This window comes from Streptomyces sp. SDr-06 (assembly GCF_003324565.1).
In the GTDB taxonomy this organism is placed as follows: domain Bacteria; phylum Actinomycetota; class Actinomycetes; order Streptomycetales; family Streptomycetaceae; genus Streptomyces.
The window spans coordinates 93,410-119,489 of the sequence record NZ_QOLA01000022.1 but is presented as its reverse complement, the minus strand read 5'-3'; the positions used below and the strand labels follow the sequence as shown (position 1 = coordinate 119,489).

Genomic DNA, 26,080 nt, shown 5'->3' with positions numbered 1-26,080 from the left:
CCACCCGCACGATCTGACAGCCCGACGCCGTCAACTCGGCGATCTGCTGCAACGTCGCACCAATGTCCGACGTCCGCGTCGTCGTCATGGACTGCACCGAGACGGGTGCGTCCCCGCCCACCGCCACGGAACCGACCTGGATCTGACGGCTCTTGCGACGCTCGGCGAGCCTGGTCGGTACGGACGGCATTCCCAGTGAAATCGCAGTCATCTGCTGTGCAACCCCAAGGTGTGGATCAAGGTCCCGAGATCGGCGGGCTCCAGCCTTCGAGGTTACGTCACCGTGGGGCCCCCGGGCACACAGTGCCCCCGGAGTTCACGCGAAGGGGCGGCTCGGGCACGCTGTGCGCCCGAGCCGCCCCCGTCCGCGTCCGTCATCCGCGTACGCCCCCTCGTACGGCCAGACGTGTCCCGCGCGACCGTCAGGTCATCTTCACCGGGTTCACCACGTCCGCCACCAGGACGAGCAGCGTGAAGCAGATGAAGATTCCGGCCACCACGTACGCGACCGGCATCAGCTTGGCCACGTCGAACGGGCCCGGGTCGGCGCGCTTGAGGACGCGGGCGACGTTGCGGCGCAGCGACTCCCACAGGGCTCCCGCGATGTGGCCGCCGTCCAGCGGCAGCAGCGGCAGCATGTTGAAGAGGAACAGCGACAGATTGAAGCCCGCGAGCAGGAACAGGAACGTGGCGATGATGTTCGGCGTCGGGGCGTCCAGGTTGAGCACCTCACCGCTGAGCCGGGCCGCGCCGACCACGCCGACCGGGGAGTCGGCCTTGCGCTCGCCGCCGTCGAAGGCCGCGTTCCACAGGTCCGGAATCTTGCCGGGCAGGGCGATGATCGAGTGCACGCCGTTCTGCACCATGTCGCCCATGCGGTTCACGGACTCGCCGAAGGTGAGCGGCTGGATCTCGGTCTTGGGGGCGAAGCCGAGGTAGCCGGCCGGAACGTACTGGTCGGGGACGGCCTGGCCGTCGGCGTCCTTCTTGGACACCATGTTCTTGGCCAGCGTGGGGTGCAGGACGACCTGCTGACCGGCGCGCTCGACGGTGACCGTGGCCGGGCCGATGGTCTCGCGGATGCGGTCGGAGAGGTCCGACCAGTTCTTCACTGGTTTGTCGTTGAACGCGACGATCTTGTCGCCGGTCTTCAGACCCGCGGCCTCGGCGGGCGAGACCGCGTCGCCCGGCTTGCAGGTCTCGCGCTTCTCGCTCTGCGCGATCACGCACTTCTGGACGCCTGCGACCTCGGTGGTCTGGGCCGCCATGCCGAAGCCCATCAGCACGGTGAGGAAGATCGCGACCGCGAGGATCAGGTTCATGAACGGGCCCGCGAACATGACGATGACGCGCTTCCACGGCTTGCGCGTGTAGAAGAGCCGGTCCTCGTCGCCGGGCTGGAGCTCCTCGAAGGCCGCCGCCCTGGCGTCCTCGATCATGCCGCGGAACGGCGAGGTCGACCGGGCCTCTATGCGGCCGTCCGCGCCGGGCGGGAACATGCCGATCATGCGGATGTAGCCGCCGGCCGGCACCGCTTTGATCCCGTACTCCGTATCGCCCTTCTTGCGCGACCAGATCGTCGGGCCGAAGCCCACCATGTACTGGGGCACGCGGATGCCGAAGAGCTTGGCCGTGGAGAGGTGGCCCAGCTCGTGCCACGCGATGGAGATGAGCAGCCCGACGGCGAAGAGCGCTATGCCGAGGACCGTCAACAGGATCGTCATGCGCGTGCCTCCGCTGTCGCCTTCACCGCGAGTTCCCGGGCCCGGGCGCGTGCCCAGGTCTCCGCTTCCAGGACGTCCGAGACCGTGAGGGAAGTTCCCGCCGAGGGCGTTCCGTGTTCGGTGACGACCTCCGTCACCGTCTCCATGATCCCGCTGAACGGGAGCCGCCCGGCCAGGAACGCGTCCACGCACTCCTCGTTCGCGGCATTGAACACCGCCGGAGCCGTCCCGCCCAGTTCCCCGACGTGCCGGGCGAGTCCCACCGAGGGGAACGCGTCGTTGTCGAGAGGGAAGAACTCCCAGGTCGAGGCCTTGGACCAGTCGAAGGCGGGGGCCGCGTCGGGAATCCGCTCGGGCCAGCCGAGCCCGATCGCGATCGGCCCGCGCATGTCCGGCGGGGTGGCCTGGGCCAGCGTGGAGCCGTCGGTGAACTCGACCATGGAGTGCACGTAGGACTGCGGGTGGACGACGACCTCGATGCGCGAGAACGGGATGTCGTAGAGCAGGTGCGCCTCGATCACCTCCAGGCCCTTGTTGACGAGGGTCGCGGAGTTGACGGTGATGACGGGGCCCATCGCCCAGGTGGGGTGGGCCAGCGCGTCGGCCGGGGTGACGTCCGCGAGCTCGCTCCTGGTGCGCCCCCGGAACGGGCCGCCGGACGCGGTCACCACGAGCTTGCGCACATCGGCGCGCTTGCCCGCGGCGAGCGCCTGGAAGAGCGCGGCGTGCTCCGAGTCGACGGGGATGATCTGGCCCGGCTCGGCGATCGCCTTGACGAGCGGGCCGCCGACGATCAGCGACTCCTTGTTGGCGAGCGCGAGGGTGCGGCCGGCCTCCAGGGCGGCCAGTGTCGGGGCGAGCCCGATGGAGCCGGTGATTCCGTTGAGCACGGTGTGGCACGGCGAGCCCGCGAGCTCGGTGGCCGCGTCGGGGCCGGCGAGGATCTCGGGCAGCCGCTCGCCGCCGTACCGCGCCGCCAGCGCCTCGCGCAGCGCGGGCACCGCGTCCTCGCGGGCCACCGCGACGGCACGGACCCCGAGCCGGCGCGCCTGCTCGGCCAGCAGCTCGACCCGTCCGCCGGCCGCGGAGAGCGCGGTCACGCGGAAGCGGTCGGGGTTGCGCAGGACCAGGTCGATGGCCTGGGTACCGATGGACCCGGTGGATCCGAGGACCACCACATCGCGTCGGCCAACGGCTGGATCGAAGGCGATGTGGGGGTCGGCGAGGGGGGCTGGGCAGTCGCTCATGCCCCCATTGTTGCCGCATCCGCTGTGCGGCCGAACAGCGCTCCTGCCAAGAAGACCGGGACGAGTGCGCGGGCGCCGTCCCGTACCCCGCTGTCGGGGCGGCGCCCGCGGCCCCCGGGCGACCGAGCGGAACCTTTTGCTCCGCCACCCGGGGTCCGGCCGCCGCTCAGCGGATGGGGCGGTGGACGTTGTCGCGCTTGGCCGGACCCGGGGTCGCGTCCGCGATCCAGGGGCCGTCGTCGGAGGGGTCGAGGACGCCCTCTTCCAGCCAGGTGTACGAACCCGCGAGCACCTCGTCCACGATCTTGCGGTCGAGGTCGTCGGTGTTGCTCCACAGGCGCGTGAAGAGCTCCTCCACGCGGATGCGGGACTGGCGGCAGAACGCGTCGGCCAGTTGGAGCGCCTCGCGGCCGTTCTCGCCGGTGGCGCGCAGGTGCTCGGCCCGCACACAGGCCGCGCTCATCGCGAACAGCTCGGCCCCGATGTCGACGATCCGGCCGAGGAAGCCCTGCTTGGTCTCCATCCGGCCCTGCCAGCGTGACATCGCGTAGAACGTCGAGCGGGCGAGCTTGCGCGCGGAGCGCTCGGCGTACCGCAGATGCTGTGCGAGCGGGCCGAACTCGGCGTACGAGCGCGGGAGTTGACCCGGTCCCGCGACCAGCTTGGGCAGCCACTTGGCGTAGAACCCGGCCGCGCCCGCGCCCGCCTTCGCCTTGTCCTGGAGGGACTTGTCGGGGTCGATCAGATCGCCCGCCACGGACAGGTGGGCATCGACCGCCTCCCGCGCGATCAGCAGGTGCATGATCTCCGTCGAGCCCTCGAAGATCCGGTTGATCCGCATGTCGCGGAGCATCTGCTCGGCGGGTACGGCCCGCTCCCCGCGGGCGGCGAGCGAGTCGGCGGTCTCGAAACCGCGGCCGCCGCGGATCTGGACCAGCTCGTCCGTCATCAGCCAGGCCATCTCGGACCCGTACAGCTTGGCCAGGGCCGCCTCGATGCGGATGTCGTTGCGGTCCTCGTCGGCCATCTGCGAGGAGAGGTCGGTCATGGCTTCGAGGGCGAACGTGGTGGCCGCGATGAAGGAGATCTTCGCGCCGACCGCCTCGTGCCGGGCGACCGGCCGGCCCCACTGCTCGCGGACGCCCGCCCATTCACGGGCGATCTTCAGACACCACTTGCCGCCGCCGACACAGAGCGCGGGCAGTGAGAGGCGGCCGGTGTTGAGCGTGGTCAGGGCGATCTTGAGGCCGGAGCCCTCGGGGCCGATCCGGTGGGCCGCCGGGACCCGGACCTGGTGGAAGCGGGTCACGCCGTTCTCGATGCCGCGCAGGCCCATGAAGGCGTTGCGGTTCTCCACGGTGACGCCCGGCGAGTCCGCCTCGACGACGAAGGCCGTGATGCCGCCGTTGTGGCCCTCGGACCTCGGCACCCTGGCCATCACCACGAGCAGGTCGGCGACGACGCCGTTGGTGGTCCACAGCTTCACGCCGTCCAGGACGTAGTCGTCGCCGTCGGGCACCGCGGCGGTCGCGAGCCGGGCCGGGTCGGAGCCCACGTCGGGCTCGGTGAGCAGGAAGGCGGAGATGTCGGTACGGGCACAGCGCGGCAGGAAGGTGTCCTTCTGCTCCTGGGTGCCGAACAGCTTGAGCGGCTGGGGCACGCCGATCGACTGGTGCGCGGAGAGGAGCGCGCCGATCGCCGGGCTGGCCGAACCGGCCAGCGTGAGCGCCTTGTTGTAGTAGACCTGGGTCAGGCCCAGGCCGCCGTACTTCGTGTCGATCTTCATCCCGAAGGCGCCGAGCTCCTTGAGCCCGTTGACCACCTCGTCGGGGATCCGCGACTCGCGCTCGATGAGGCGTCCGTCCACGCGGGTCTCGCAGAAGTCGCGCATCTTGGCGAGGAAGGCCTCGCCGCGCTCCACGTCGTCCGGCGCGGGCAGCGGATGGGGGTGGATCAGATCGAGGCGCAGCCGGCCGAGGAAGAGTTCCTTCGCGAAGCTGGGCTTGCGCCAGTCCTGCTCGCGGGCGGCCTCGGCGACCTGGCGCGCCTCGCGCTCGGAGACCTTGGGCGTGTGCTGTGGTGCGGTCATTGAGGGGTTCTCCTCGCCGCGGGCTGACGGGTGCGGGCGGCTGCCCGTTACCGGGTGGTGCTACTCGTCCGTATGTACCCGATTCCCGGCACTTGGACCACCCCTCGCGCCTGCCCGGGCGTACGACGGCGGCCGGAACCCCCGCACAGTGGGTTCCGGCCGCCGGTCTCGCTGCGCCGGGTGACTACAGGGCGAGGCCCGTCAGGACGAGGACGCGCTCGTAGGTGTAGTCGTCCATCGCGTAGCGCACGCCCTCGCGGCCCACGCCGGAGGCCTTGGCGCCGCCGTACGGCATCTGGTCGGCGCGGTAGGACGGCACGTCGCCGATGATCACGCCGCCGACCTCCAGGGCCCGGTGGGCGCGGAAGGCGGTCTGCAGGTCGTGCGTGAACACCCCTGCCTGGAGGCCGTACTTGGAGGAGTTGACCGCGGCGAACGCCTCGGCCTCGCCGTCCACCTTCTGCACGGTCAGGACCGGTCCGAAGACCTCCTCGCAGGCGAGGGTGGTGTCGGCGGGCAGCTCGGTGAGCACGGTGGGCGCGTAGGAGGCGCCGTCGCGCTCGCCGCCGGTGAGCAGCTTGGCACCGGCCTGTACGGCCTCGTCGACCCAGGTCTCGACGCGGCGGGCGGCGTCCTCGCTGACCAGCGGGCCGACGTCGGTGGCGGAGTCGGACGGGTCACCGGTGACCTGCGCCTCGACGGCCGCGACGATCTTCGGAAGGAGCCGGTCGTACACCGCGGCGTCCGCGATGACGCGCTGCACGGAGATGCAGGACTGGCCGCCCTGGTAGTTGGAGAAGGTGGCGATGCGGGTCGCCGCCCAGTCCAGGTCCTCCTCCGAGGCCCAGTCGCCCAGGACGACGGCCGCGCCGTTGCCGCCGAGCTCCAGGGTGCAGTGCTTGCGCGGCACCGAGTCCATGATCGCGTAGCCGACCTTGTCGGAGCCGGTGAAGGAGATGACCGGGAGGCGGTCGTCCTGCACCAGGGCCGGCATCTTGTCGTTGGCGACCGGCAGGATGCTCCACGAGCCGGCGGGCAGCTCGGTCTCGGCGAGCAGCTCGCCGAGGACGAGGCCCGACAGCGGGGTCGCGGGGGCGGGCTTCAGGACGATCGGCGCGCCCACCGCGATGGCCGGGGCGACCTTGTGGGCGCACAGGTTCAGCGGGAAGTTGAACGGCGCGATGCCGAGGACGACGCCCTTGGGGAAGCGGCGGGTCAGGGCGAGGCGGCCCACGCCGCCGCCGTCGGTGTCGAGGCGCTGGGCCTCGCCGCCGTTGAAGCGCCGGGCCTCCTCGGCCGCGAAACGGAACACGGACACCGCGCGGCCGACCTCGCCGCGGGCCCACTTGATGGGCTTGCCGTTCTCGGCGGAGATCAGCTGCGCGATCTCCTCGGTGCGCTCGGCGAGCCGCTTGGACACGTGGTCGAGGGCGGCGGCCCGTACGTGCGCGGGGGTCGCCGCGAACTCCTCCACCACCGCGTGGGCCGCGGCCACGGCCTCCTCGACCTGGGCGTCGGTGGGGACGCTGACCGAGGCGACGAGCCGGCCGTCCCAGGGCGAAGTGACATCGAAGCTGTCGTCGCCGGTGGCCTCGCGGCCGGCGAGCCAGAAGGCGTGGGTAGCAGTCATGCCCTCACCGTAGGCCGGGGGGCGGGGGCGTGTGTTTGTCCGAGGTGGAGTGGTCGCCCCCCCGGCATACGCCGCTTTGTCATCCCCGCCCACCCTTTCAGAGGCTCTGCACCGGTGCCGCCAAGGGGCGCGGGGAACTGCGCGAGAAGCGGGCACGGTCCGCAGGCGAGAGCGGGTTGAGGGGCGCGGGGAACTGCGCGGGAAGCGGGCACGGTGCGCAGACCGAAGAGGGTGGATGGGGCGCGGGGAACGCGCGGGAAGCGGCCTCGGCTCGCGGCCGAACGAAGCCCCCGGAGGGTCTCGGGAAGGGGCGGGGCGGGGAGAAATTCAGCCCCCGGAGGCAGACGTCGCCTTCAGGGCCAGCCACAGCTCCATGCGGACATCGGGGTCCTCCAGGGACCGCCCCAGGATCTCCTCGACCCGCCGAATCCGGTACCGGAGAGTGTGCCGGTGCACCCCCAGGTCCGCCGCCGCCGCGTCCCACTGCCCGTGCCGCGACAGCCACGCCCGCAGCGAGGCGACCAGATCCCCGCGCCCCGTGGCGTCGTGCTCGTACAGCGCCCGCAGCATCCCGTCCGCGAAGGCCCGCACCGCGTCGTCGGCCAGGAGCGGCAGGACGGACCCCGCCGCGAGGTCCTCGTGCTCGACGAGCCGTTTGCCGCGCCGCCGGGCCACCGAGAGCGCCTGCTCGGCCTGCTTGTAGGCGGAGGCCGCCGCGATCGGCCCGGCCGGGGCGGAGAGCCCGACGACGAGTTCCTCGCCCTCGGCGTCCTCGTGCCGCTGGCAGGCGGTGACGGCCTCGCCGCCGTCGGTGGCGAGCACAACGAGCCGCCGGCCGTCGGGCACCACGAGCACCGCCTCGCCGCCGCGGGCGGCGGCCGACTCCATGGCCTCGGCGAGCGCGGCGAGCCCGGCGGGCTCGCCCTCGCCCGCGACCTCGGCGACGACCAGGCGGAACGGCGCGTCCAGGAGCCCGCCGTAGAGATCGCCCGCGACCGCGCGGGCGTGGTCCTGCTGGCCGGACAGGAGCATGCGCAGGACCGCCGCGCCCAGGCGTTGTTCGGCCGCCTGGAGGGACCGGGAGCGTTCGGTCGTCAGGGTCAGCAGGGCGACCGCGGAGTGCACGGCGTACCGCTCCGCCGTGCCGAGCGGCGCCCCCGTGCCGACGGCGAGCGCGCCGCGCACCCGGCGTCCGGTGCCGAGCGACTGGAGCTCGACGCGGTCGCCGGAGGCGTCCTCGGCGCCGCCGACCACCGCGCTGGCCGGGGCCGCGCGTTCGCGCAGCCGGGCGACGTCGGCGGTCAGCCGGGCGGCGCGGCGCGCGGCCCAGTCCGGGGCGGCGGCCACGACCGCGCCGGAGGCGTCGTACAGCGCGGCCCAGCCGTCGACGTGCGCGGCGAGCTTGGCGATCAGGACGGACGGGCCGTCGGCGAGGGCCGCCTTGGTGAGCTCGCGCTGCGCCGCGAACCCGGCGGTCACCGCGCGGTACTGGTCGGCCGAGATCGCCGCCGAGACCTCCTTGGAGATGGCCAGGAACGGGGTGCGCCGGGGCACCTCCAGGAGCGGCAGGCCCTCCTCGCGGGCGGCCGTGAGCAGCGCGTCCGGCACGGTGTCGTAGTTGACGCCGACGGCGAAGCCGAGCCCGACCACCCCGGCCCTGGCCAGCCTGCGCACGTAGCGGCGCATGGCCTGGGGGTTCTCGGCGTCCAGCGTCATGGCGGTGATGAGCAGCAGCTCGCCGCCCTCCATGTACGGGACGGGGTCGGCGAGTTCGCTGACGTGGGCCCAGCGCACCGGGCGGTCCAGGTGCTCCTCACCCGCGCGCACGGTGAGCTTGAGCGCCGAGTGCTGGACGAGCGAGGCGAGCGTGGGCGGCATGGGACCGGGCTACCTTCGGCGGAGGTGCGGGACGCGATTGCTACGTCCCGTATGAACGGGGCACCTCCATTTTGCCAGCCCGGCCAGGTTCCGGGGCGCCGGTCGACCGACCGGTACCGGCCTCATCCGCGCAGGTCGACCAGGAGCGGCGGGGCGTGTTCTCCGTTCACCGTCGTCAGCGAGAGCACCGCGTGCCCCGCGGGCACCTGGTGGGCGAGCTCGGAGGCCGACCAGCGCTCCCGCTCGACCTTGCGCACCGTGACGGCGTCGGTGGTGACGGCCTTGCCGGTGACGAGCTTGCGCAGCGCGTGGACCGCGCGGGTGAGCGGCTGGTCGGCGAAGACGGTGTGCTGGGCGACCTCGGTGGTCTCGACCCACTCGGTGCCCCACGCCTGCGCGAAGAGCCGTCCGTCCCAGGTGGTGACCCCGGAGAACGCCATGTGGCAGCCGACCGAGCCGAGCAGCGAGGTGTGCAGCTGCTCCGGTACGTCGCCGAGCGCGCGCAGGGTGAGCAGCACCCCGGCGTTGCAGTTCCGCAGCCGCTGGAGGGCTCGTACGGACTCGGCGGTGACGGCGTGCGTGGCGTCGTCGACGGCCAGGAAGGCGAAGAGGGACCGGTCCCTGCGGGCGGCGGCCGCCGCGGTGAACTGGGCGAGGACGAGCCGGGTCAGCAGGTGGGCCGCCTCCGGGTGGCCGCGCTCGGGCACGTCGATCCGCACCCGCAGGGGGTGTTCGAGCGAGCGCAGCGAGAACGGCCGACTCTCGCCGGTGGTGTCGAAGAACCCCTCGAAGGCGGGGCGGTCGAGCACCGCGACGCGCGCGGCGAGCGCGAGCCCCGGGTCGCCCGGTGAGCCCAACTGCCGCTCGCGGGCATCGAGTTCACGGTGGTAGGCGCGGTGCGCTTCGGCGTCCAGACGTGCCCGGAGGCCTTCCACCGCGCCCGGCGATCCGTCCAGGAGTTCACGCAGGACGGGGACGGAGGGGAAACACCCGTGGGCCGCGCGGTAGGGGCCGAGCAGCTGGGCCAGCGCGGTCGCCGCGCGCCGCGAGTCGACCTCGGGGAGGTCGCCCGCGAAGGCCTCGGCGAGCAGGGCGGCGGCCTCGTCGGGATCGGTGGTGCCGCCGTACAGATCGAGGTCGTACGCGGATGCCGCGTCGCCCGGCTTGATCACCACGTCGTAGCCGTCGTCGGGGCCGAGCGGGGTGCCCGCCGCGCACACCGCGACGACGGCGGCCTTCCCGGCGAGCGCCTGGAGGGCGAGCGATTCCACCACGGGCCGGACCAGATGCCGGGTCTTGCCCGAGCCGAACGGTCCGACGGCGAGGAGCGAGGAGCCGAGCGCGGCCGGGTCGACGGCGGCGCCCGCTCCCCTGCGGGCGGCCGGGGTGCGTTCCGTGTCGGGGTAGCGGCCGATCCGCACCTGCGAGGTCAGCAGGTCGTGGGTGGCCGCGCGGGCGGGCAGATCACGGTCGCCGGAGGGGTGCAGACAGGCCCGCGCGCCCTGGTGCGCGACGGCCTCGGTGAACGCGCCGAGCCGGGACGGGTCGGCCTTCACCGAGGCCCAGGCGCGCCGGATCCGTACGCAGTCGACGTCGTTCATGCGCCCGGACCGCTCCTCCGCCACGAGCCGGTCGGCGGCGGCGCTCTGCCCCGCGGCGCGCAGCTGGGGCCAGTCGGCCGGGGAGGGCGCGGGCGCGGCGGGGGGCGCGGCCGGGGTCCCCGGCGCGGGAGCGGCCTTGCGTCCGCGCAGCTGCCCGAGCCAGTCGCCCGCCTTGGCGAAGGGCCACAGCACGGCGGCGCCGACCACGACGTACAGGGCGTAGTTGACGAAGGTGGCCACCGCCCGGTCGCCGTCGCCGGTGGTCCAGGACAGCGGGAACAGGCTCCAGATGGTGAAGAAGAAGGGGAACAGACCGGTCCCGATCACGAGCCACACCGCGAGGGCGCCCGCGAGGCCGGTGCGCAGGGTCCGCTCCGGCTGGGGGCAGTCCACGGCGTACCGGCGGAAGACCTCCAGCCAGTTGCCCATCCGGCCGAACACGTAGATCAGCAGCGCCGCGAACAGGCTGTTGTAGACCTCGATGGCGGTCAGCGCCTGCGGCGGCCGCGGATAGCTCCACCACTCGGTGGGGGTGAAGAGTTCGAGCAGGACCCGGCTGTGCGGGACGTAGCCGTTGGTCCACAGCGACCAGACGAGGGTGGCCGCGAGCAGCGCCACGAGCGCGCCCACGAGCAGGGCCCGGTCGGGCACCCGGTCCGGGTCGGCGTCCGGGCGCGGCCGGTGGCCGAAGCGCCACAGCCCCGGCTCGGCGGGGGCGCGCGGGGTGCGCAGCCAGTCGCCGAGGGCGGGCCCGGCCGTCGGCGCCTCGACGGGCCTGGGCGGGAGCGCCGGGCGCGGCGGCGGTCCGGCGGGCCGTGGGACGCCCCCCGAACGGGTGCCGCGTGCGTCGTGCGTGCCTTCGGTGTCCATCGACCCCTTGCCCCCTGACCAGCCAGGTCCGTTCCGAGCGGTGCGAACGCTCAATCTAGTGGCAGCACACGTCGGTTCACCGCTGCCGCGCACCGCGCGCCCATCCGGGGCAACTGTCCGCCGAGGACAAGGGGCACACCCCCACCACTACCGAACGGAGCATGCCGCGGCCCGGCCGGGCGCTCTAGCCTGCCAGGAAAGCCAAGGAAGCGTCCGCATCCCCCAGAAGATCTCCAGGAGCCCCTCATGAGCGCGATCCCGCAGGAGCGCCGCGTCGTCACCGCCATCCCCGGCCCGAAGTCGCAGGAGCTTCAGGCCCGCCGTCTCGCGGCGGTCGCCGCCGGTGTGGGCTCCACGCTGCCGGTCTTCACCGCGCGCGCGGGCGGCGGCATCATCGAGGACGTCGACGGCAACCGCCTGATCGACTTCGGCTCCGGCATCGCGGTGACCTCGGTCGGCGCCTCCGCCGAGGCCGTGGTGCGCCGCGCGAGCGCCCAGCTGCAGGACTTCACGCACACCTGCTTCATGGTCACGCCGTACGAGGGCTACGTCGCCGTCGCCGAGCAGCTCGCCGAGCTGACGCCGGGCGACCACGCCAAGAAGTCCGCGCTGTTCAACTCGGGCGCCGAGGCCGTCGAGAACGCCGTCAAGATCGCCCGTGCGTACACCAAGCGCCAGGCCGTCGTGGTCTTCGACCACGGCTACCACGGCCGCACCAACCTGACGATGGCGCTGACGAGCAAGAACATGCCGTACAAGAACGGCTTCGGCCCGTTCGCGCCCGAGGTCTACCGGGTGCCGGTGGCCTACGGCTACCGCTGGCTCACCGGCCCGGAGAACGCCGGCGCCGAGGCGTCCGCCCAGGCCATCGACATGATCAACAAGCAGATCGGCGCGGACAACGTCGCCGCGATCATCATCGAGCCGGTGCTCGGCGAGGGCGGCTTCATCGAGCCCGCCAAGGGCTTCCTGCCCGCGATCAGCCAGTTCGCCAAGGACAACGGCATCGTCTTCGTGGCGGACGAGATCCAGTCCGGCTTCTGCCGCACCGGCCAGTGGTTCGCCTGTGAGGACGAGGGCATCGTCCCGGACCTGATCACCACCGCCAAGGGCATCGCGGGCGGCCTGCCGCTCGCCGCCGTCACGGGCCGCGCCGAGATCATGGACGCCGCGCACGCGGGCGGCCTCGGCGGCACCTACGGCGGCAACCCGGTGGCCTGCGCCGCCGCGCTCGGCGCGATCGAGACGATGAAGGAGCTCGACCTCAACGGCAAGGCCAAGCGCATCGAGGAGGTCATGAAGGCCCGCCTCGCCACGATGGCCGAGAAGTACGACATCATCGGCGACATCCGCGGCCGCGGCGCCATGATCGCCATCGAGCTGGTCAAGGACCGCGCCTCCAAGACCCCGAACCCGGAGGCCGCCGGCGCGCTCGCCAAGGCCTGCCACGCGGAGGGGCTGCTCGTCCTGACCTGCGGCACCTACGGCAACGTCCTGCGCTTCCTGCCTCCGCTGGTCATCGGCGAGGACCTGCTGAACGAGGGCCTGGACATCATCGAGCAGGCCTTCACCGGCGTGTGACACCGCCTGTGAAGAAGGTGTGGGGGGCCAATGGCGGGATGGAGTTCCCGCTGTTGGTCCCCCCGTCCTCTGCCGTACGGTTTCTGCAGATGAGAGAAACACCCCGCCCGCAGGGGACTGCGGGTGATTCCAGGGCGGAGCATCCCCAGCCTTGCCCTGGTCGTGCCCTCGCGCACACCACTGGAGCCTCCGGCTCCGGAACTCCTCACCGATCGGATGGCCGTCCGCCCCACACCCCCCGGGGCGCGCGGTACACCGGTCCAGGCGGCCGCCCCGGAACCTCCCCCCCTGTTCCGGGGCGGCCGGCTTTCCTCTTCGCCGCGCTGCTCTGCGCGTTCGCGGTGATCACCTGGCAGGTCGCGTCCGGCGGCCCGCTGCGCCGTCTCGACGAGCGCGTGGACCCCTCGCTCACCGGCCACGGCCCCTCCTGGCTCGCCGAGGCGCTCGCCGACCTGGGCAGCATGCCGGTCGCGCTGCCGGTCCTGGCCCTGGCCATCGGGTACGCCCTGTGGCACGGGCTGCGCCGCCGGGCCCTGATCGCCGCCGCGACGATGGCCCTGGTGCCCCTGCTCGTGGTGCCGCTCAAGGAGTGGATCGCCCGCCCGGGCCCGTTCGACCCGGCCACCGGCTACTACCCCTCGGGGCACACGGCGACCGCGATGGTGGCCTACGGGAGTGCCGCTCTGCTGCTCTCCCCCTTGCTGCGCCGCCGGTGGCCGATGCCCGCCGCCGCGGGGGCGCTGACGGCGGCGACGGGCATCGGCCTGGTGCTGCACGGCTACCACTGGCCGCTCGACGTGCTGGCCAGTTGCTGCCTGTGCGGGGCGCTGCTGGTGGTCAGCTCCACGGGTATGCGTCGTAGTTCTTCGAGAACTCGCCGCCGTTGAACCGGTCCCAGTTGATGGACCAGGTCATCAGGCCGCGCAGCCCCGGCCAGCTGCCGTGGGTCGCGTACGAGCCGCAGTTCGCCTTCCTGGTCAGGCAGTCCAGCGTCTTGGTGACCTCGGCCGGGCTGGTCCAGCCGTTGCCCGCCTGACTGGAGGCGGGCAGGCCGATGGCCACCTGATCGGGCCGCAGCGCCGGGAACGTCTTCGCGGCGTCGCCCGCCACCGGGAAGCCGGTGAGCAGCATGTCCGTCATGGCGATGTGGAAGTCCGATCCGCCCATCGAGTGGTACTGGTTGTCCAGGCCCATGATCGAGCCCGAGTTGTAGTCCTGGACGTGCAGCAGCGTCAGGGAGTCGCGCAGCGCGTAGATGACCGGGAGGTAGGCGCCGCAGCGCGGGTCCTGCCCGCCCCAGGGGCCCGAGCCGTAGTACTGGTAGCCCATCTGCACGAAGAACGTCTCCGGGGCCATCGTCAGGACGAACGCCGGGCCGTACTTGGCCTTGAGGGTCTTCAGGGCGTCGATGAGGTTGACGACGACCGGGGTCGTCGGGCTGCGGAAGTCCGTGTCGCCGGTGTTGAGCGACAGGGAGTGCCCCTCGAAGTCGATGTCGAGCCCGTCCAGGCCGTAGTCGTCGATGATCTTCGAGACGGAGGAGACGAAGGTGTCGCGGGCGGCGGCCGTGGTGAGCTGGACCTGGCCGTTCTGGCCGCCGATGGAGATCAGCACCTTCTTGCCCGCGGCCTGCTTGGCCTTGATGGCCGCCTTGAAGTCGGCGAGCGGCTCGACGGTGGGACATTCGCTGACCGGGCACGGGGTGAAGCGGATGTCGCCGGAGGTCGGGGAGGTCGGTTCGCCGAAGGCGAGGTCGATGATGTTCCAGTCGGCGGGCACGTCCGCCATGCGCGTGTAGCCCGCGCCGTTGGCGAACGAGGCGTGCAGATAGCCGACCAGCGCGTGGCCCGAAGGGGGCGGGTTCCCTCCCCCGGACGTGGTGGCCGCGGTGACGGTGGCCGACTTCGGGGATTCCCCCGCGCTGTTGGTCGCGGTGACCTGGAAGGCGTACGAGGTGGCGGGCGCCAGACCCGTGACGGTGGCCGAAGTCCCGCTCACCGAGGCCGCCTTGGCGCCGTCCCGGTAGACGGTGTAGCCGGTGGCGCCCGCCGAGGCGGACCAGGTCAGGTTCACGGACGAGGCGGTGGCGCCGGACGCGGTGAGCCCGGCGGGGGCGGTGGGTATCTGGACGGGGGCGCCGCCGGGACCGGTCAGGGTCACGTCGTCCGCCCCGTACGCGCCGGTGCCGTACCAGCCGTGTGTGTAGACGGTCACCGACGTGGTGTTCGCGCCGGTCCTGAAGGTGGTCGTCAGTTGCTGCCAGGACGGCGCGGACTGGGTCCAGGCCGACACGTCGGTGGTGCCGGTGCCCGAGGCGCCGAGGTAGACATAGCTGCCCTGCACCCAACCGCTCAGCGTGTACGCGGAGTTGGGCTGGACGGCCACGGTCTGGGAGCACTGCGCGTTGTCGCTGCCCATCGGGGTGGCCCGCAGCGCGCCGGTGCCGCTGTGCACGGGCGAGGAGACCGCGGCCCCGCTGCCCGCGGTGCAGTTCCAGCCGTCGAGTCCGGATTCGAAGCCGCCGTTGCGCAGGAGGTCGGTGTCGGCGGCGCGCGCGGACGGCGCCACGGCGACGAGTCCGGCCGCGGCGAGTGCGGCCGCCGTCACGGCGGCGCAGAGGGATGGCCACAGGGCCGGATGTCTGGTGCGGTCCACGACTGCCTCCCGGCAAGGGGGTATGGAGACACGAAGTCCGCACAACATGGTCCAGACCAATCGGCTTGTCAAGATGTCCGGCGACGAGCCGCCCCGGGCGGTTCCCCTTTTTTTCCGTCAGTCCCCCCCGCGCGCGAGCCGGGCCGCCGCCTCGTGCATCGCCAGCTCCAGGAGGGCGGGATCGGTGAGCGTGCCCGAGCCGTCGGGCGGCACCAGCCAGCGCACCCCGCCCGACGCCCGGCCCGGGTACGGCACCACGATCCAGGTGCCGCGGCCCGCGCCGCGCACCCCCGTCCCGAGCCAGCGCCCCGCGGTGCCGGGCGGCACGAAGAACCCCACCCGCGCGTCACCGAAGTCGGCCAGCACGGGGCCCGGCCGGTCCACGAGCCGGGTCAGCACCTCCAGCGCGCCGTGCCCGAGCTCACCCGGCAGGATCAGTACGTCCCAGCGCCTGCCGGCCGGAAGAAGAGCGACCCCCAGGGGGTTGCGCTCCCATTCCCACCGGCAGGCGTCGGGATCCGGTGCCACCGATGCCAGCCATTCCACCGCGGTCTTCGACCCCGAGGCAGTCATTGCCGTCCTCCGATCCGGTTCCACTTCACCGGGCGGCGCCCGGTGCGTCCCGGGGGAGAGCGGCGCGGGGCCGGACTATGACGCGACTTCGGCCACCTCGTAGGGGTGAACCGGGTCACACCATGATCGAAAGAAGTGCGCCCCCGGCGTGACCGGGGGCGCACGGAGGATCAAGCGCGGTGGACCACCGAGCCGACGGGTCAGGAGTCGAAGCCGAGACCCACCCGGTCCATCGCCCTGAGCCACAGATTGCGCCGGCCGCCCCGCTCGTCGGCGCGGGCCAGCGACCACTTGGTGATGCCGATGCCCGCCCAGGCCACCGGCTCCGGCGGGAAGGGCAGGGGCTTGGTGCGCACCATCTCCAGTTCGGTGCGCTCGGTCTGCTCGCCCGCGAGCAGGTCGAGCATCACCTCGGCGCCGAAGCGGGTCGCGCCGACCCCGAGCCCGGTGTACCCGGCGGCGTACGCGACCCGGCCCGCGTGCGCGGTGCCGAAGAACGCCGAGAAGCGCGAGCAGGTGTCGATCGCGCCGCCCCAGGCGTGGCTGAAGGCCAGCCCCTCCAGCTGAGGGAAGCAGTGGAAGAACTGCTCGGCGAGTTTGGCGTAGGTCTCGGGCCGGTCGTCGTACTCGCTGCGCACCTTCCCGCCGTACGGATAGACGGCGTCGTAGCCGCCCCACAGGATGCGGTTGTCGGCGGACAGCCGGAAGTAGTGGAACTGGTTGGCCGCGTCCCCGAGCCCCTGGCGCCCGTGCCAGCCGATCGAGGCGAGCTGGGCGGCGTTGAGCGGCTCGGTCATCAGCGCGTAGTCATACACCGGGACCGTGTACGGCCGCAGCCGCTTGACCAGCGAGGGGAACACATTGGTGCCGAGCGCCACGTGCTCGGCGCGGATCTTCCCGTACGGGGTGCGCACGCCCATGCCGGTGCCGACCCGGGCCAGCGAGAGGCCCGGCGTGTGCTCGTAGATCCGTACGCCCAGGTCGAGACAGGCCCGCTTCAGGCCCCAGACGAGCTTGGCGGGATGGAGCATGGCGACGCCGTCGCGGTCCCAGAGGCCGCCGAGGAAGGTGGGCGAGTCGACCTCGGCCCGCAACGCCTCCTCGTCGAGGAGTTCGAGCCCGCCGAAGCCGAGGCTGGTGGCCTCCTCGTACATCTCGTGCAGCTCTTCGAGCTGGTGGGGCTCGGTGGCGACGTCGATCTCGCCGGTCCGCTCGAAGTCGCAGTCGATCCGGTAGCGGGCGACGGCGGCCTCGATGGCGTCGAGGTTCGCCGCGCCCAGCTCCTCGAGCCGGGCGAGCTCGTCGGGCCAGCGGGCCAGGCCGTTGCCCAGGCCGTGGGTGAGGGAGGCGGCGCAGAAGCCGCCGTTGCGGCCGGAGGCGGCCCAGCCGATTTCCTTGCCCTCGATGAGGACGACCTCGCGGCCGGGCTCGCGCTCCTTGGCGATCAGCGCGGTCCACAGGCCGCTGTATCCGCCGCCGACGACGAGGAGGTCGCACCTCTCGTCGCCGGTGAGGGCGGGCAGCGCCTCGGGGCGGCCGGGATCCTCCAGCCAGAAGGGAACGGGCTTCGCGCCCGCGAGAGACTTCGTTGCCGCACTGCTCATGGCTCGGGTCACGGCCATGATTTCAACTCCCTCAGGAACTGCGTGGGTTACGCTTTCGCGCTGTTCTTGCGCCGGTTCGCAATGAATTGTCCGGTGGTGACCACCACGACGGCGATGATGAACATGGCCGTCCCGATGACGTTGATCTGCACGGGCGTGCCGCGCTGCGCCGAGCCCCACACGAACATGGGGAAGGTCACGGTGGAGCCCGCGTTGAAGTTGGTGATGATGAAGTCGTCGAAGGAGAGCGCGAAGGCGAGCAGCGCGCCCGCCGCGATGCCGGGCGACGCGATCGGCAGCGTCACCCGCAGGAACGTCTGGACGGGCCCGGCGTAGAGGTCGCGCGCGGCCTCCTCAAGGCGGGGGTCCATGGACATCACGCGGGCCTTGACGGCAGTGACGACGAAGCTGAGGCAGAACATGATGTGGGCGATCAGGATCGTCCAGAAGCCCAGCTGCGCGCCCATGTTGAGGAAGAGCGTGAGCAGGGAGGCGGCCATCACGACCTCGGGCATCGCCATCGGCAGGAAGATGAGCGAGTTGATCGCGCCGCGCGCCCGGAACCGGTAGCGGACCAGGGCGAACGCGATCATCGTGCCGAGCGCGGTCGCGCCGATCGTGGCCCAGACGGCGATCTGGAGGGAGAGCGAGAGCGAGCCGCACATGTCGGCGACCCCGCACGGGTCCTGCCAGGCGTCGGTCGAGAACCGCGTCCAGGAGTAGTTGAAGCGCCCGTTCGGCTTGTTGAACGAGAACACCATCACGACGATGTTCGGCAGGATCAGGTACGCGAGCGTCGCGAGTCCCGCGATGACCACGAGGTTGCGGCGCAGCCACGTGAGAAGGGGCATGGACCTCATCAGACCAAGTCCTCCGTCCCGGCTCGGCGGATGTAGACGGTGACCATGACCAGGACGATCGCCATCAGGATGAAGGACAGGGCGGCGGCGGTCGGATAGTCCAGGACGCGCAGGAACTGCGACTGGATGACGTTGCCGACCATCTTCTGGTCGGTGGAGCCGAGCAGTTCGGCGTTCACGTAGTCGCCGCTCGCCGGGATGAAGGTGAGCAGGGTGCCGGAGACGACGCCGGGCATGGACAGCGGGAAGGTCACCTTGCGGAAGGTGGTGGCCGGGGTCGCGTAGAGGTCGCCGGCGGCCTCGTGCAGCCGGGAGTCGATGCGCTCCAGGGAGGTGTACAGCGGCAGGATCATGAAGGGCAGGAAGTTGTAGGTGAGCCCGCACACCACCGCCATCGGCGTGGCCAGGACCCGGTTGCCCTCGGTCCAGCCCAGCCAGTTGGTGACGTCCAGGACGTGCAGCGAACCCAGCGCGTGCACCACGGGTCCGCCGTCGGCCAGGATCGTCTTCCAGGCGAGCGTGCGGATCAGGAAGCTGGTGAAGAACGGCGCGATGACCAGGACGAGGACGACATTGCGCCAGCGGCCCGCCTTGAAGGCGATCAGGTACGCCAGCGGATAGCCCAGCAGCAGGCACAGCAGGGTCGCCGTCCCCGCGTACAGCAGCGAGCGGACGAACTGCGGGTAGTACTCCTTGAAGGCGTCCCAGTAGGTCTGGAAGTGCCAGGTGACCTGGAAGCCCTTCTCGAGTGAGCCCGTCTGTACGGAGGTCGAGGCCTGGTACACCATCGGCAGCGCGAAGAACACGATCAGCCACAGGATGCCGGGCAGCAGCAGCCAGTACGGGACGAGCCGCTTGCGGGTGGACGCCTTGCGGAGCGGCAGCTCCGCCGGCGCTTCGGCGAGGGCGGTCACGCGGCGTCCTCGACCTTCTCGACACCCGCGTCGATCGCCTGCGCCGCGTCGAGGCCGAAGGTGTGCGCCGGGTTCCAGTGCAGGACGACCTCGGCGCCGGGAACGAGCCCCGCGCGCCTGTCCACGTTCTGCTCGTAGACCGAGAGGCCCTGGCCCGCCGGGGAGTCGACGAGGTACTGGGTGCAGACGCCGATGAAGGACGAGTCGACGATGCGGCCGGGGACGCGGTTGCGGCCCTCGGCGACGGCGCCCTCGTCGTCGCGGTGGGCGAGCGAGATCTTCTCGGGGCGTACGCCGACGAGGAGCTTGCCGCCGCTGCTGGTGGCGGCCGGACATCGCCCGCCGGGCAGCCGCAGCTTGGCGCCACCGGCCGTGACCACCACGTCCTCGCCGGTCTTCTCGGCGACCTCGGCCTCGATGAGGTTGGAGGTGCCGAGGAAGTTCGCGACGAACGTGGTCTGCGGGTTCTCGTACAACTCGGCCGGCGCGCCGAGCTGTTCGACCCGCCCGCCGTTCATCACCGCGACCGTGTCGGCCATCGTCATGGCCTCCTCCTGGTCGTGGGTGACGTGGATGAAGGTGATCCCGACCTCGGTCTGGATGCGCTTGAGCTCCAGCTGCATCTGGCGGCGCAGCTTGAGGTCGAGGGCGCCGAGCGGCTCGTCCAGGAGCAGCACCTGGGGGTGGTTGATGAGCGCGCGGGCGACCGCCACGCGCTGCTGCTGGCCGCCGGAGAGCTGGTGCGGCTTGCGCTGGGCGAAGTCGCCGAGCTGCACGAGCTCCAGCATGTCGTCGACCTGCTTCTTCACCGACTTGATGCCCCGCCTGCGCAGCCCGAAGGCGATGTTCTCGGTGACGTTCAGGTGCGGGAAGAGGGCGTAGGACTGGAAGACGGTGTTCACCGGACGCTTGTACGGCGGCAGGTCGGTGACGTCCTTGTCGCCGAGGAAGACGGTGCCGGTGCTCGGCTCCTCCAGCCCCGCGATCATGCGGAGGGTGGTGGTCTTGCCGCAGCCGGACGCGCCGAGCAGGGCGAAGAACGAGCCCTGCGGAACGGTCAGTTCGAGCGGATGGACGGCGGTGAAGGAGCCGTACGTCTTGCTGATCCCGGTGAGGCGGACATCGCCGCCGGCGGTGCTGTCAGTCATGGGTGGGGTCCCAGGGGGGTCGAGAGGACGGGGGGTAAGGGCGAGCGCCCGTAGGGGCGCGGGGAACTGCGCGACCGGCCACGACGCACCCGCAGCCGAAAAGCGGGCGCACCCGCGGAGCGCTCACGCTCCGATGAGCTTGGAGAACTTCTGCTCGTACGCCGTCTCCTCGGCCTCGCTGAGCGAGCGGAAGGCGTGCGACCTCGCGGTCATCGCCCGGTCCGGCAGGATCAGTTCGTTCTGCGCGAGCGCCGGGTCGATCTTGGCGAGTTCGTCGCGGACCCCGTCGACCGGGCACTGGTAGTTGATGAACGCGGCGAGCTTGGCAGCCACCGGCAGCTCGTAGTAGTAGTCGATCAGCTTCTCCGCGTTGCTCTGGTGGCGGGCCTTCGCCGGGATCAGCAGGTTGTCGCTCGACGTCATGTACCCGGCGGCCGGGATCGCGTACTTGATGTCCGGGTTGTCGGCGCGCAGCTGGGTCACGTCACCGCCCCAGGCGACACAGGCGGCGAGGTCGCCCTTCACCAGGTCACCGGTGTAGTCGTTGCCGGTGAAGCGGCGGATCTGCTTGGTGTCGACGCCCTTCTGGAGCCGTCCGATCGCCTCGTCGAAGTCGGCGTCGGTGACCTTCGCCGGGTCCTTGCCGAGGTCGAGCAGGGTCATCCCGATGGTGTCGCGCATCTCGGACAGGAAGCCGACCCGGCCCTTGAGGCTCGGGTCGTCGAGCAGCTGGGTGATGGAGTCGACCTTCTTGCCGCCGGTCGCCTTGGCGTTGTAGGCGATGATGGTCGGGATGCCGGTCCAGGGGTAGGAGTAGGCGCGGCCGGGGTCCCAGTCGGGCATGCGGAACTGGGGCGCCAGGTTGGCGTACGCGTGCGGCAGGCGCGCCGGGTCGAGCTGCTGCGCCCAGCCGAGCCGGATGAGCCGGGCCGCGAGCCAGTCGGTGAGCACCACGAGGTCCCGGCCGGTGTCCTGGCCGCCCGCGAGCTGCGGCTTGATCTTCCCGAAGAACTCGACGTTGTCGTTGATGTCCTCGGTGTACTTGACCTGGATCCCGGTGCGGCGGGTGAACTCGTCCAGCGTCGGATGGTGCTTCTTGTCGTCGCTGATGTCCATGTACTGCGTCCAGTTGGAGAAGTTGACCTCCTTCTCCTGGGCGGAGTGGTCCGCGTTGGACGGTCCGGTGCCGTTCTCCTTGGTGGCCGCCGGGATGCCGCAGGCGCTCAGGCCGGCGAGACCGCCGACGGTGAGCGCGCCCATGCCCGAGGCGCGCAGCAGGGAACGGCGGGTCAGGGCGCCCCGGCCGTTGGTCATGCTGCGCCGGATGGCCGCCAGTTGGGCCGGGGCGAGGGGGGCTCTCCCCGCTCCGGCCGAGTGGAGGGCCGGGGGGAGGTCGGGCTCGTACTGCTCCATGCGCTGGATGCCCTTTCGGGTGGGTTCGGAGGCCTGGTCGGGCCGCCTCTGCTATCGGTCCCCGAAGATCGTGCGGTGCCAGTCCTTCCTCGGCACCGCTGTGTTGTCGTACATCACATGCTTGACCTGCGTGTACTCCTCGAAGGAGTACGCCGACATGTCCTTTCCGCTGCCGCTCGCCTTGTAGCCGCCGTGCGGCATCTCGCTGAGGATCGGGATGTGGTCGTTGATCCACACGCAGCCCGCCTTGATCTCGCGGGTGGCCCGGCCGGTGCGGTACACGTCGCGGCTCCAGGCGGAGGCGGCGAGCCCGTAGGGGGTGTCGTTGGCGAGCGCGATGCCCTCGTCGTCGGTGTCGAAGGGCAGGGCCACCAGGACCGGGCCGAAGATCTCGGCCTGGACGACCTCGCTGTCCTGGGGGGCGTCCGCGACGAGGGTGGGCCGGTAGTAGGCGCCGTCGCTCTTCGGCGCCTCGCCGCCGGTGACGATCCGGGCGTAGGCCCTGGCCCGCTCGACGAAGCCGGCGACGCGGTCGCGGTGGACGTGCGAGATCAGCGGGCCGAGGTCGGTGTCCGGGCGGAACGGGTCGCCGAGCCGCACGGTCTCCATCAGGGCGGCGACCTGCTCGACGAAGGCCTCGTACAGCGGGCGCTGGACGTAGGCGCGGGTGGCGGCGGTGCAGTCCTGGCCCGAGTTGATGAGCGAGCCGGCGACCGCGCCGTGCACGGCGGCCTCCAGGTCGGCGTCGTCGAAGACCACGAAGGGCGCCTTGCCGCCGAGTTCGAGGTGGATGCGCTTGACGGTGCGGGTGGCGATCTCGGCGACCCGCTTGCCCACGGCGGTGGACCCGGTGAAGGAGGTCATCACGACGTCCGGGTGTCCGACGAGGTGCTCGCCGGCGTCCTTCCCGGCACCCGAGACGATGTTGACGACCCCGTCCGGGATCCCGGCGTCCCGCGCTGCCTCGGCGAACAGGAGCGAGGTCAGCGGGGTGGTCTCGGCGGGCTTGAGGACGATGGTGTTGCCCGCCGCGATCGCCGGGAGGATCTTCCAGGCGGCCATCTGGAGCGGGTAGTTCCAGGGCGCGATGGAGCCGATGACGCCGATGGGCTCACGCCGTACGTACGAGGTGTGGTCGCCGTCGTACTCCCCGGCCGACCTGCCCTCCAGGTGCCGGGCCGCGCCCGCGAAGAACGCCGTGTTGTCGATGGTGCCGGGCACGTCGAACTCCCGGCTCAGCTTGAGGGGCTTGCCGCACTGGAGGGACTCGGCCCGCGCGAACTCCTCGGCGCGCTCGGCGAGGATCCCCGCGAGCCGGTGCAGGGCGTCCGAGCGCTCGCCGGGGGCGGCACCGGCCCAGCCGGGGAAGGCCGCCTTGGCGGCGGCGACCGCCGCGTCGACGTCGGCGGCGCCGGCCAGTTCGTAGCGGTAGACCGTGGCTCCGGTCGCCGGGTCGACGACGTCCTGGCACCGTCCGGAGGTGCCGGGACGCAGCCGCCCGCCGATGTACTGGGCCCCGGCCGCGAAGCGGTCCTGTGCCGGGAAGCGGTCCTCCACGGGAAAGCGATTGCCGGTGTCGGTGTCCATGTCGCCCACGTTCTTCGTAGCTCCAGCTCGATTTGAGTGCCGATCCTGGCAGAGGCACATCTGGCCAACAAGTGATTCCGTTGTTGCCTTTTGGTTACGCGACGGAATCTGTCGACCATGTGTCGCGTCGGGGCGGTCCCGGCCCGACGGAGTGTCAGTGGCGCGTGCCAGACTCGCGTGCATGGAAGGGATCACGGGGGATCGCGCGCCGCTGGACGAGCTGATCGCACAGGTCAAGAACGGTGAACGGATCAAGTTTCTGTATTTCTGGGGACACCGGGCGAAGCGGGACGGCACGCTCGGCCCGAGCTGCTTCAGCCAGTGGTGGCCCTCACGCTTCACGGTCGACGGCGTCGAGTACGCCACGGCCGAGCACTGGATGATGGCGTCGAAGGCGCGGCTGTTCCAGGACCCGGAGGCGGAGCGGGCGGCGCTCGCGGCGGCCAGTCCGGCCCTGGCGAAGAAGGCCGGGCGCTTGGTGCGGGGCTTCGACGACACGGTGTGGCAGCGCGAGCGCTACCGGATCGTGCTGGCCGGCAGTCTGCACAAGTTCGGCCAGGACGAGGCGCTGCGGCGGTATCTGCTCGGCACCGGCGGCCGGGTGCTGGTCGAGGCGAGCCCGCTGGACCGGATCTGGGGCATAGGCCTCGCGGCGGACGCACCGGAGGCGGCGGACCCGGCGCGGTGGCGGGGGCTGAACCTGCTGGGCTTCGCGCTGACCGAGGCGCGCGAGCTGCTGCGCTGACCTCCGGCGATCGCGCGGGCCCGGACCCGGGAGCGGGCCCGGCCCGGACGAACCGGACGGAGGGGCCCGTCGCGGGCCCCTCCCTCGCAGCCATGCCTCAGCGGGCCGAGGAGGCCAACGCCAGGAAGTTCGAGTAGTCGTCGTAGGTGGTGTGGTGCTTGGGCGCGTTGGCCACCACCACGATCAGCAGCACGAGGATCAGGATGCCGAGCACGATGCCGACGATGCCCATGATGACGCCCGCGAGCGCCTGACCCCGGTTGTTCGCCTCACCGCGGGCGACCCGGCCCTTGCCGAGCAGCCCGAAGATCAGCGCCAGTGCGCCGAGCACGATCCCGGCGATGCCCCAGGTGCAGATCATCAGCACGCAGGCGGCGATGCCGAGCACCATCGCGGCGGTGCCGAACCCGTTCTGCGGGACGGGCATCCCGGTCCAGCCGGGGTAGCCGAACGCGGGCTGCTGGCCCGGGTATCCGGGGTAGCCCTGGGCGGGCTGCTGCGGGTAGCTGGGGTAGCCGTAGCCGGCGGGGGCGGTCTGGCCGGGCGCGGGCGGCGGTGTGGGGCCGCCGAAGCCGGGGCCGGGCGGACCGGGGAAGGGGCCCGGCGCCGGCGCGGTGCCGGGAGCGCCCTGGACCGGGGCAGGACCCTGACCCTCGGAGCCGGGCATCGAGACGACCGTCGGCTGGTCGTGGACCGGCGGCTTGTCCAGCGGAACCTTGTGCTCCGGCGGCGCCCAGGGGTCGCGGGGCTCCTGGCCTCCCGACGGCTGCTGGGTGTTGTCTGACATGGGCCTCCCCCATCGTGGTGCCGTCATGCTACGGCCCGCGTTCCGGGCGGCTCCGCCCGGCCTACCATGATCCCCGACGGGCGAAGGCCGTACGCCGCCGACCGCGCGAGGACCCTCGCGGCAGACCCCTGGAGGACCCCATGACCGATCTGCACCCCTTCATCGCGGGGCTGCCCAAGGCCGAGCTCCACGTGCACCACGTCGGCTCCGCGTCGCCGCGCATCGTGGCCGAACTCGCCGCCTGCCACGCCGACTCGAAGGTCCCCACCGACCCCGAGGCGCTCGCCGACTACTTCACGTTCACGGACTTCGCGCACTTCATCGAGGTCTACCTCTCGGTCGTCGACCTGATCCGCACCCCCGAGGATGTGCGCCTTCTCACCTACGAGGTGGCCCGGGACATGGCCCGGCAGAACATCCGCTACGCCGAGCTGACCATCACCCCGTTCTCCTCCACCCGCCGGGGCATCGACGAGCGGGCGTTCATGGACGCGATCGAGGACGCCCGCAAGGCCGCCGAGACCGAATTCGGCACCGTCCTGCGCTGGTGCTTCGACATTCCGGGAGAGGCCGGTCTCGAAGCCGCCGCCGAGACGGCCCGGCTCGCCACCGAGGACGCGGTGCGCCCCGAGGGCCTGGTCTCCTTCGGCCTCGGCGGACCCGAGATCGGTGTGCCCCGCCCGCAGTTCAAGCCGTACTTCGACCGGGCCATCGCCGCCGGTCTCCACTCGGTGCCGCACTCGGGAGAGTCCACCGGACCGCAGTCGATCTGGGACGCGCTGATCGAGCTGCGCGCCGAGCGCATCGGCCACGGCACCAGCGCCACCCAGGACCCGGCGCTGCTCAAGCACCTCGCCGAGCACCGGATCGCCCTGGAGGTCTGCCCGACGTCCAACCTCGCCACCCGGGTGGTGCCCGACCTCGACCAGCACCCTGTCCGGGAGATGGTGGCCGCGGGTGTCCTGGTCACCGTCAACAGCGACGACCCGCCGATGTTCGGCAGCGACCTCAACAACGAGTACGCGGTCGCCGCCCGCCTCCTGGACCTGGACGAGCGGGGCCTGGCCGACCTCGCCAAGAACGCCGTCGAGGCGTCCTTCCTGGACCCGGCGGGCAAGGCGCGGCTCGCCGGCGAGATCGACGACTACACCGCGAAGTGGCTCGCGCGCTGACC

20 protein-coding genes are annotated in these 26,080 nt (G+C 71.8%); 4 read left to right on the top strand and 16 right to left on the bottom strand.

The annotated features are described in order from the left end of the window. From DT019_RS32040 to DT019_RS32010, 7 genes are all read right to left on the bottom strand, one after another. A partial coding sequence (locus DT019_RS32040) for a flavodoxin-dependent (E)-4-hydroxy-3-methylbut-2-enyl-diphosphate synthase (RefSeq protein ID WP_189390093.1) occupies nt 1–211 on the bottom strand: 211 nt, incomplete at its 3' end. Between the two features lie 211 nt (nt 212–422). After that, nucleotides 423–1,724, bottom strand: coding sequence for a M50 family metallopeptidase (locus tag DT019_RS32035; RefSeq protein WP_114040470.1), 1,302 nt, complete (start codon nt 1,722–1,724; stop codon nt 423–425). Next, a complete protein-coding gene (dxr, locus tag DT019_RS32030) occupies nt 1,721–2,971 on the bottom strand; it encodes a 1-deoxy-D-xylulose-5-phosphate reductoisomerase (RefSeq protein ID WP_114040469.1) in 1,251 nt (416 codons plus the stop codon). The genes DT019_RS32035 and dxr overlap by 4 nt, the downstream gene beginning before the upstream one ends. A gap of 166 nt (nt 2,972–3,137) precedes the next feature. Further along, the gene (locus DT019_RS32025) at nt 3,138–5,060 is read right to left on the bottom strand and encodes an acyl-CoA dehydrogenase family protein (protein ID WP_114040468.1); all 1,923 of its coding nucleotides are present in this window, start codon (nt 5,058–5,060) and stop codon (nt 3,138–3,140) included. Between the two features lie 184 nt (nt 5,061–5,244). After that, entirely contained in the window at nt 5,245–6,690 is a 1,446-nt protein-coding gene (locus DT019_RS32020) for an aldehyde dehydrogenase family protein (protein WP_114040467.1), read from the bottom strand. A 327-nt stretch (nt 6,691–7,017) separates the two neighbouring features. Continuing rightward, on the bottom strand, nt 7,018–8,568 hold the full coding sequence (locus DT019_RS32015; protein ID WP_114040466.1) for a PucR family transcriptional regulator: 1,551 nt from the start codon (nt 8,566–8,568) through the stop codon (nt 7,018–7,020). Between the two features lie 122 nt (nt 8,569–8,690). Continuing rightward, on the bottom strand, nt 8,691–11,039 hold the full coding sequence (locus DT019_RS32010) for an ATP/GTP-binding protein (RefSeq protein WP_114040465.1): 2,349 nt from the start codon (nt 11,037–11,039) through the stop codon (nt 8,691–8,693). A gap of 246 nt (nt 11,040–11,285) precedes the next feature. Here DT019_RS32010 and gabT point away from each other — a divergent pair, with 246 nt between their 5' ends. Continuing rightward, nucleotides 11,286–12,620: a 4-aminobutyrate--2-oxoglutarate transaminase gene (gabT, locus tag DT019_RS32005; protein ID WP_114040464.1), complete on the top strand. Its 1,335-nt coding sequence runs from the start codon at nt 11,286–11,288 to the stop codon at nt 12,618–12,620. Between the two features lie 89 nt (nt 12,621–12,709). Further along, nucleotides 12,710–13,507 (top strand): phosphatase PAP2 family protein, encoded by a 798-nt coding sequence (locus tag DT019_RS32000; RefSeq protein ID WP_114040480.1) that lies wholly within the window; start codon nt 12,710–12,712, stop codon nt 13,505–13,507. On the opposite strand, the gene DT019_RS31995 is transcribed toward DT019_RS32000, so the two are convergent. The 8 genes from DT019_RS31995 to DT019_RS31960 all read right to left on the bottom strand — a co-directional run bounded on the left by DT019_RS31995 (nt 13,458) and on the right by DT019_RS31960 (nt 23,374). Then, complete coding sequence (locus tag DT019_RS31995) at nt 13,458–15,275, bottom strand: chitinase (protein ID WP_223279858.1); 1,818 nt, start codon at nt 15,273–15,275, stop codon at nt 13,458–13,460. The two genes, DT019_RS32000 and DT019_RS31995, sit on opposite strands and share 50 nt — an antisense overlap. Nucleotides 15,276–15,392: 117 nt before the next feature. After that, nucleotides 15,393–15,848 (bottom strand): hypothetical protein, encoded by a 456-nt coding sequence (locus DT019_RS31990; protein ID WP_114040463.1) that lies wholly within the window; start codon nt 15,846–15,848, stop codon nt 15,393–15,395. Between the two features lie 200 nt (nt 15,849–16,048). Then, entirely contained in the window at nt 16,049–17,470 is a 1,422-nt protein-coding gene (locus DT019_RS31985; protein WP_388981529.1) for an NAD(P)/FAD-dependent oxidoreductase, read from the bottom strand. A gap of 29 nt (nt 17,471–17,499) precedes the next feature. Further along, nucleotides 17,500–18,303 (bottom strand): ABC transporter permease, encoded by an 804-nt coding sequence (locus DT019_RS31980; protein WP_114040477.1) that lies wholly within the window; start codon nt 18,301–18,303, stop codon nt 17,500–17,502. Between the two features lie 8 nt (nt 18,304–18,311). Continuing rightward, nucleotides 18,312–19,226 (bottom strand): ABC transporter permease, encoded by a 915-nt coding sequence (locus DT019_RS31975; RefSeq protein WP_114040462.1) that lies wholly within the window; start codon nt 19,224–19,226, stop codon nt 18,312–18,314. Further along, nucleotides 19,223–20,374: an ABC transporter ATP-binding protein gene (locus DT019_RS31970; RefSeq protein WP_114040461.1), complete on the bottom strand. Its 1,152-nt coding sequence runs from the start codon at nt 20,372–20,374 to the stop codon at nt 19,223–19,225. Before DT019_RS31970 ends, DT019_RS31975 begins: the two co-directional genes overlap by 4 nt. Nucleotides 20,375–20,497: 123 nt before the next feature. Further along, nucleotides 20,498–21,787 (bottom strand): PotD/PotF family extracellular solute-binding protein, encoded by a 1,290-nt coding sequence (locus DT019_RS31965; RefSeq protein WP_114040460.1) that lies wholly within the window; start codon nt 21,785–21,787, stop codon nt 20,498–20,500. Nucleotides 21,788–21,838: 51 nt separating this feature from the next. Beyond that, entirely contained in the window at nt 21,839–23,374 is a 1,536-nt protein-coding gene (locus DT019_RS31960; protein ID WP_114040476.1) for a gamma-aminobutyraldehyde dehydrogenase, read from the bottom strand. Nucleotides 23,375–23,555: 181 nt separating this feature from the next. On the opposite strand from DT019_RS31960, the gene DT019_RS31955 reads away from it, so the two are divergent. Beyond that, a complete protein-coding gene (locus DT019_RS31955; RefSeq protein WP_114040459.1) occupies nt 23,556–24,119 on the top strand; it encodes an NADAR family protein in 564 nt (187 codons plus the stop codon). Nucleotides 24,120–24,216: 97 nt separating this feature from the next. On the opposite strand, the gene DT019_RS31950 is transcribed toward DT019_RS31955, so the two are convergent. Then, nucleotides 24,217–24,906: a DUF4190 domain-containing protein gene (locus tag DT019_RS31950; RefSeq protein ID WP_114040458.1), complete on the bottom strand. Its 690-nt coding sequence runs from the start codon at nt 24,904–24,906 to the stop codon at nt 24,217–24,219. A 140-nt stretch (nt 24,907–25,046) separates the two neighbouring features. Between DT019_RS31950 and DT019_RS31945 the strand changes: the two genes are divergently transcribed. After that, nucleotides 25,047–26,078 carry an adenosine deaminase gene (locus tag DT019_RS31945; protein WP_114040457.1) on the top strand — a complete coding sequence of 344 codons (1,032 nt, stop codon included), beginning with the start codon at nt 25,047–25,049 and terminating at the stop codon, nt 26,076–26,078. The last annotated feature ends 2 nt before the right edge of the window (nt 26,079–26,080 follow it).

What these genes read in the sequence shown, in the direction of transcription:
- DT019_RS32015 (WP_114040466.1), bottom strand. Translation starts at nt 8,568, where the DNA reads ATGCCGCCCACGCTCGCCTCGCTCGTCCAGCACTCGGCGCTCAAGCTC.
- DT019_RS31965 (WP_114040460.1), bottom strand. Translation starts at nt 21,787, where the DNA reads ATGGAGCAGTACGAGCCCGACCTCCCCCCGGCCCTCCACTCGGCCGGA.
- DT019_RS31960 (WP_114040476.1), bottom strand. Translation starts at nt 23,374, where the DNA reads ATGGACACCGACACCGGCAATCGCTTTCCCGTGGAGGACCGCTTCCCG.
- DT019_RS31955 (WP_114040459.1), top strand. Translation starts at nt 23,556, where the DNA reads ATGGAAGGGATCACGGGGGATCGCGCGCCGCTGGACGAGCTGATCGCA.
- DT019_RS32000 (WP_114040480.1), top strand. Translation starts at nt 12,710, where the DNA reads ATGAGAGAAACACCCCGCCCGCAGGGGACTGCGGGTGATTCCAGGGCG.
- DT019_RS32025 (WP_114040468.1), bottom strand. Translation starts at nt 5,060, where the DNA reads ATGACCGCACCACAGCACACGCCCAAGGTCTCCGAGCGCGAGGCGCGC.
- DT019_RS31950 (WP_114040458.1), bottom strand. Translation starts at nt 24,906, where the DNA reads ATGTCAGACAACACCCAGCAGCCGTCGGGAGGCCAGGAGCCCCGCGAC.
- DT019_RS31945 (WP_114040457.1), top strand. Translation starts at nt 25,047, where the DNA reads ATGACCGATCTGCACCCCTTCATCGCGGGGCTGCCCAAGGCCGAGCTC.
- DT019_RS31980 (WP_114040477.1), bottom strand. Translation starts at nt 18,303, where the DNA reads ATGCCCCTTCTCACGTGGCTGCGCCGCAACCTCGTGGTCATCGCGGGA.
- dxr (WP_114040469.1), bottom strand. Translation starts at nt 2,971, where the DNA reads ATGAGCGACTGCCCAGCCCCCCTCGCCGACCCCCACATCGCCTTCGAT.
- DT019_RS32010 (WP_114040465.1), bottom strand. Translation starts at nt 11,039, where the DNA reads ATGGACACCGAAGGCACGCACGACGCACGCGGCACCCGTTCGGGGGGC.
- DT019_RS31970 (WP_114040461.1), bottom strand. Translation starts at nt 20,374, where the DNA reads ATGACTGACAGCACCGCCGGCGGCGATGTCCGCCTCACCGGGATCAGC.
- DT019_RS32020 (WP_114040467.1), bottom strand. Translation starts at nt 6,690, where the DNA reads ATGACTGCTACCCACGCCTTCTGGCTCGCCGGCCGCGAGGCCACCGGC.
- DT019_RS31985 (WP_388981529.1), bottom strand. Translation starts at nt 17,470, where the DNA reads ATGGCCGTGACCCGAGCCATGAGCAGTGCGGCAACGAAGTCTCTCGCG.
- DT019_RS32035 (WP_114040470.1), bottom strand. Translation starts at nt 1,724, where the DNA reads ATGACGATCCTGTTGACGGTCCTCGGCATAGCGCTCTTCGCCGTCGGG.
- DT019_RS31990 (WP_114040463.1), bottom strand. Translation starts at nt 15,848, where the DNA reads ATGACTGCCTCGGGGTCGAAGACCGCGGTGGAATGGCTGGCATCGGTG.
- gabT (WP_114040464.1), top strand. Translation starts at nt 11,286, where the DNA reads ATGAGCGCGATCCCGCAGGAGCGCCGCGTCGTCACCGCCATCCCCGGC.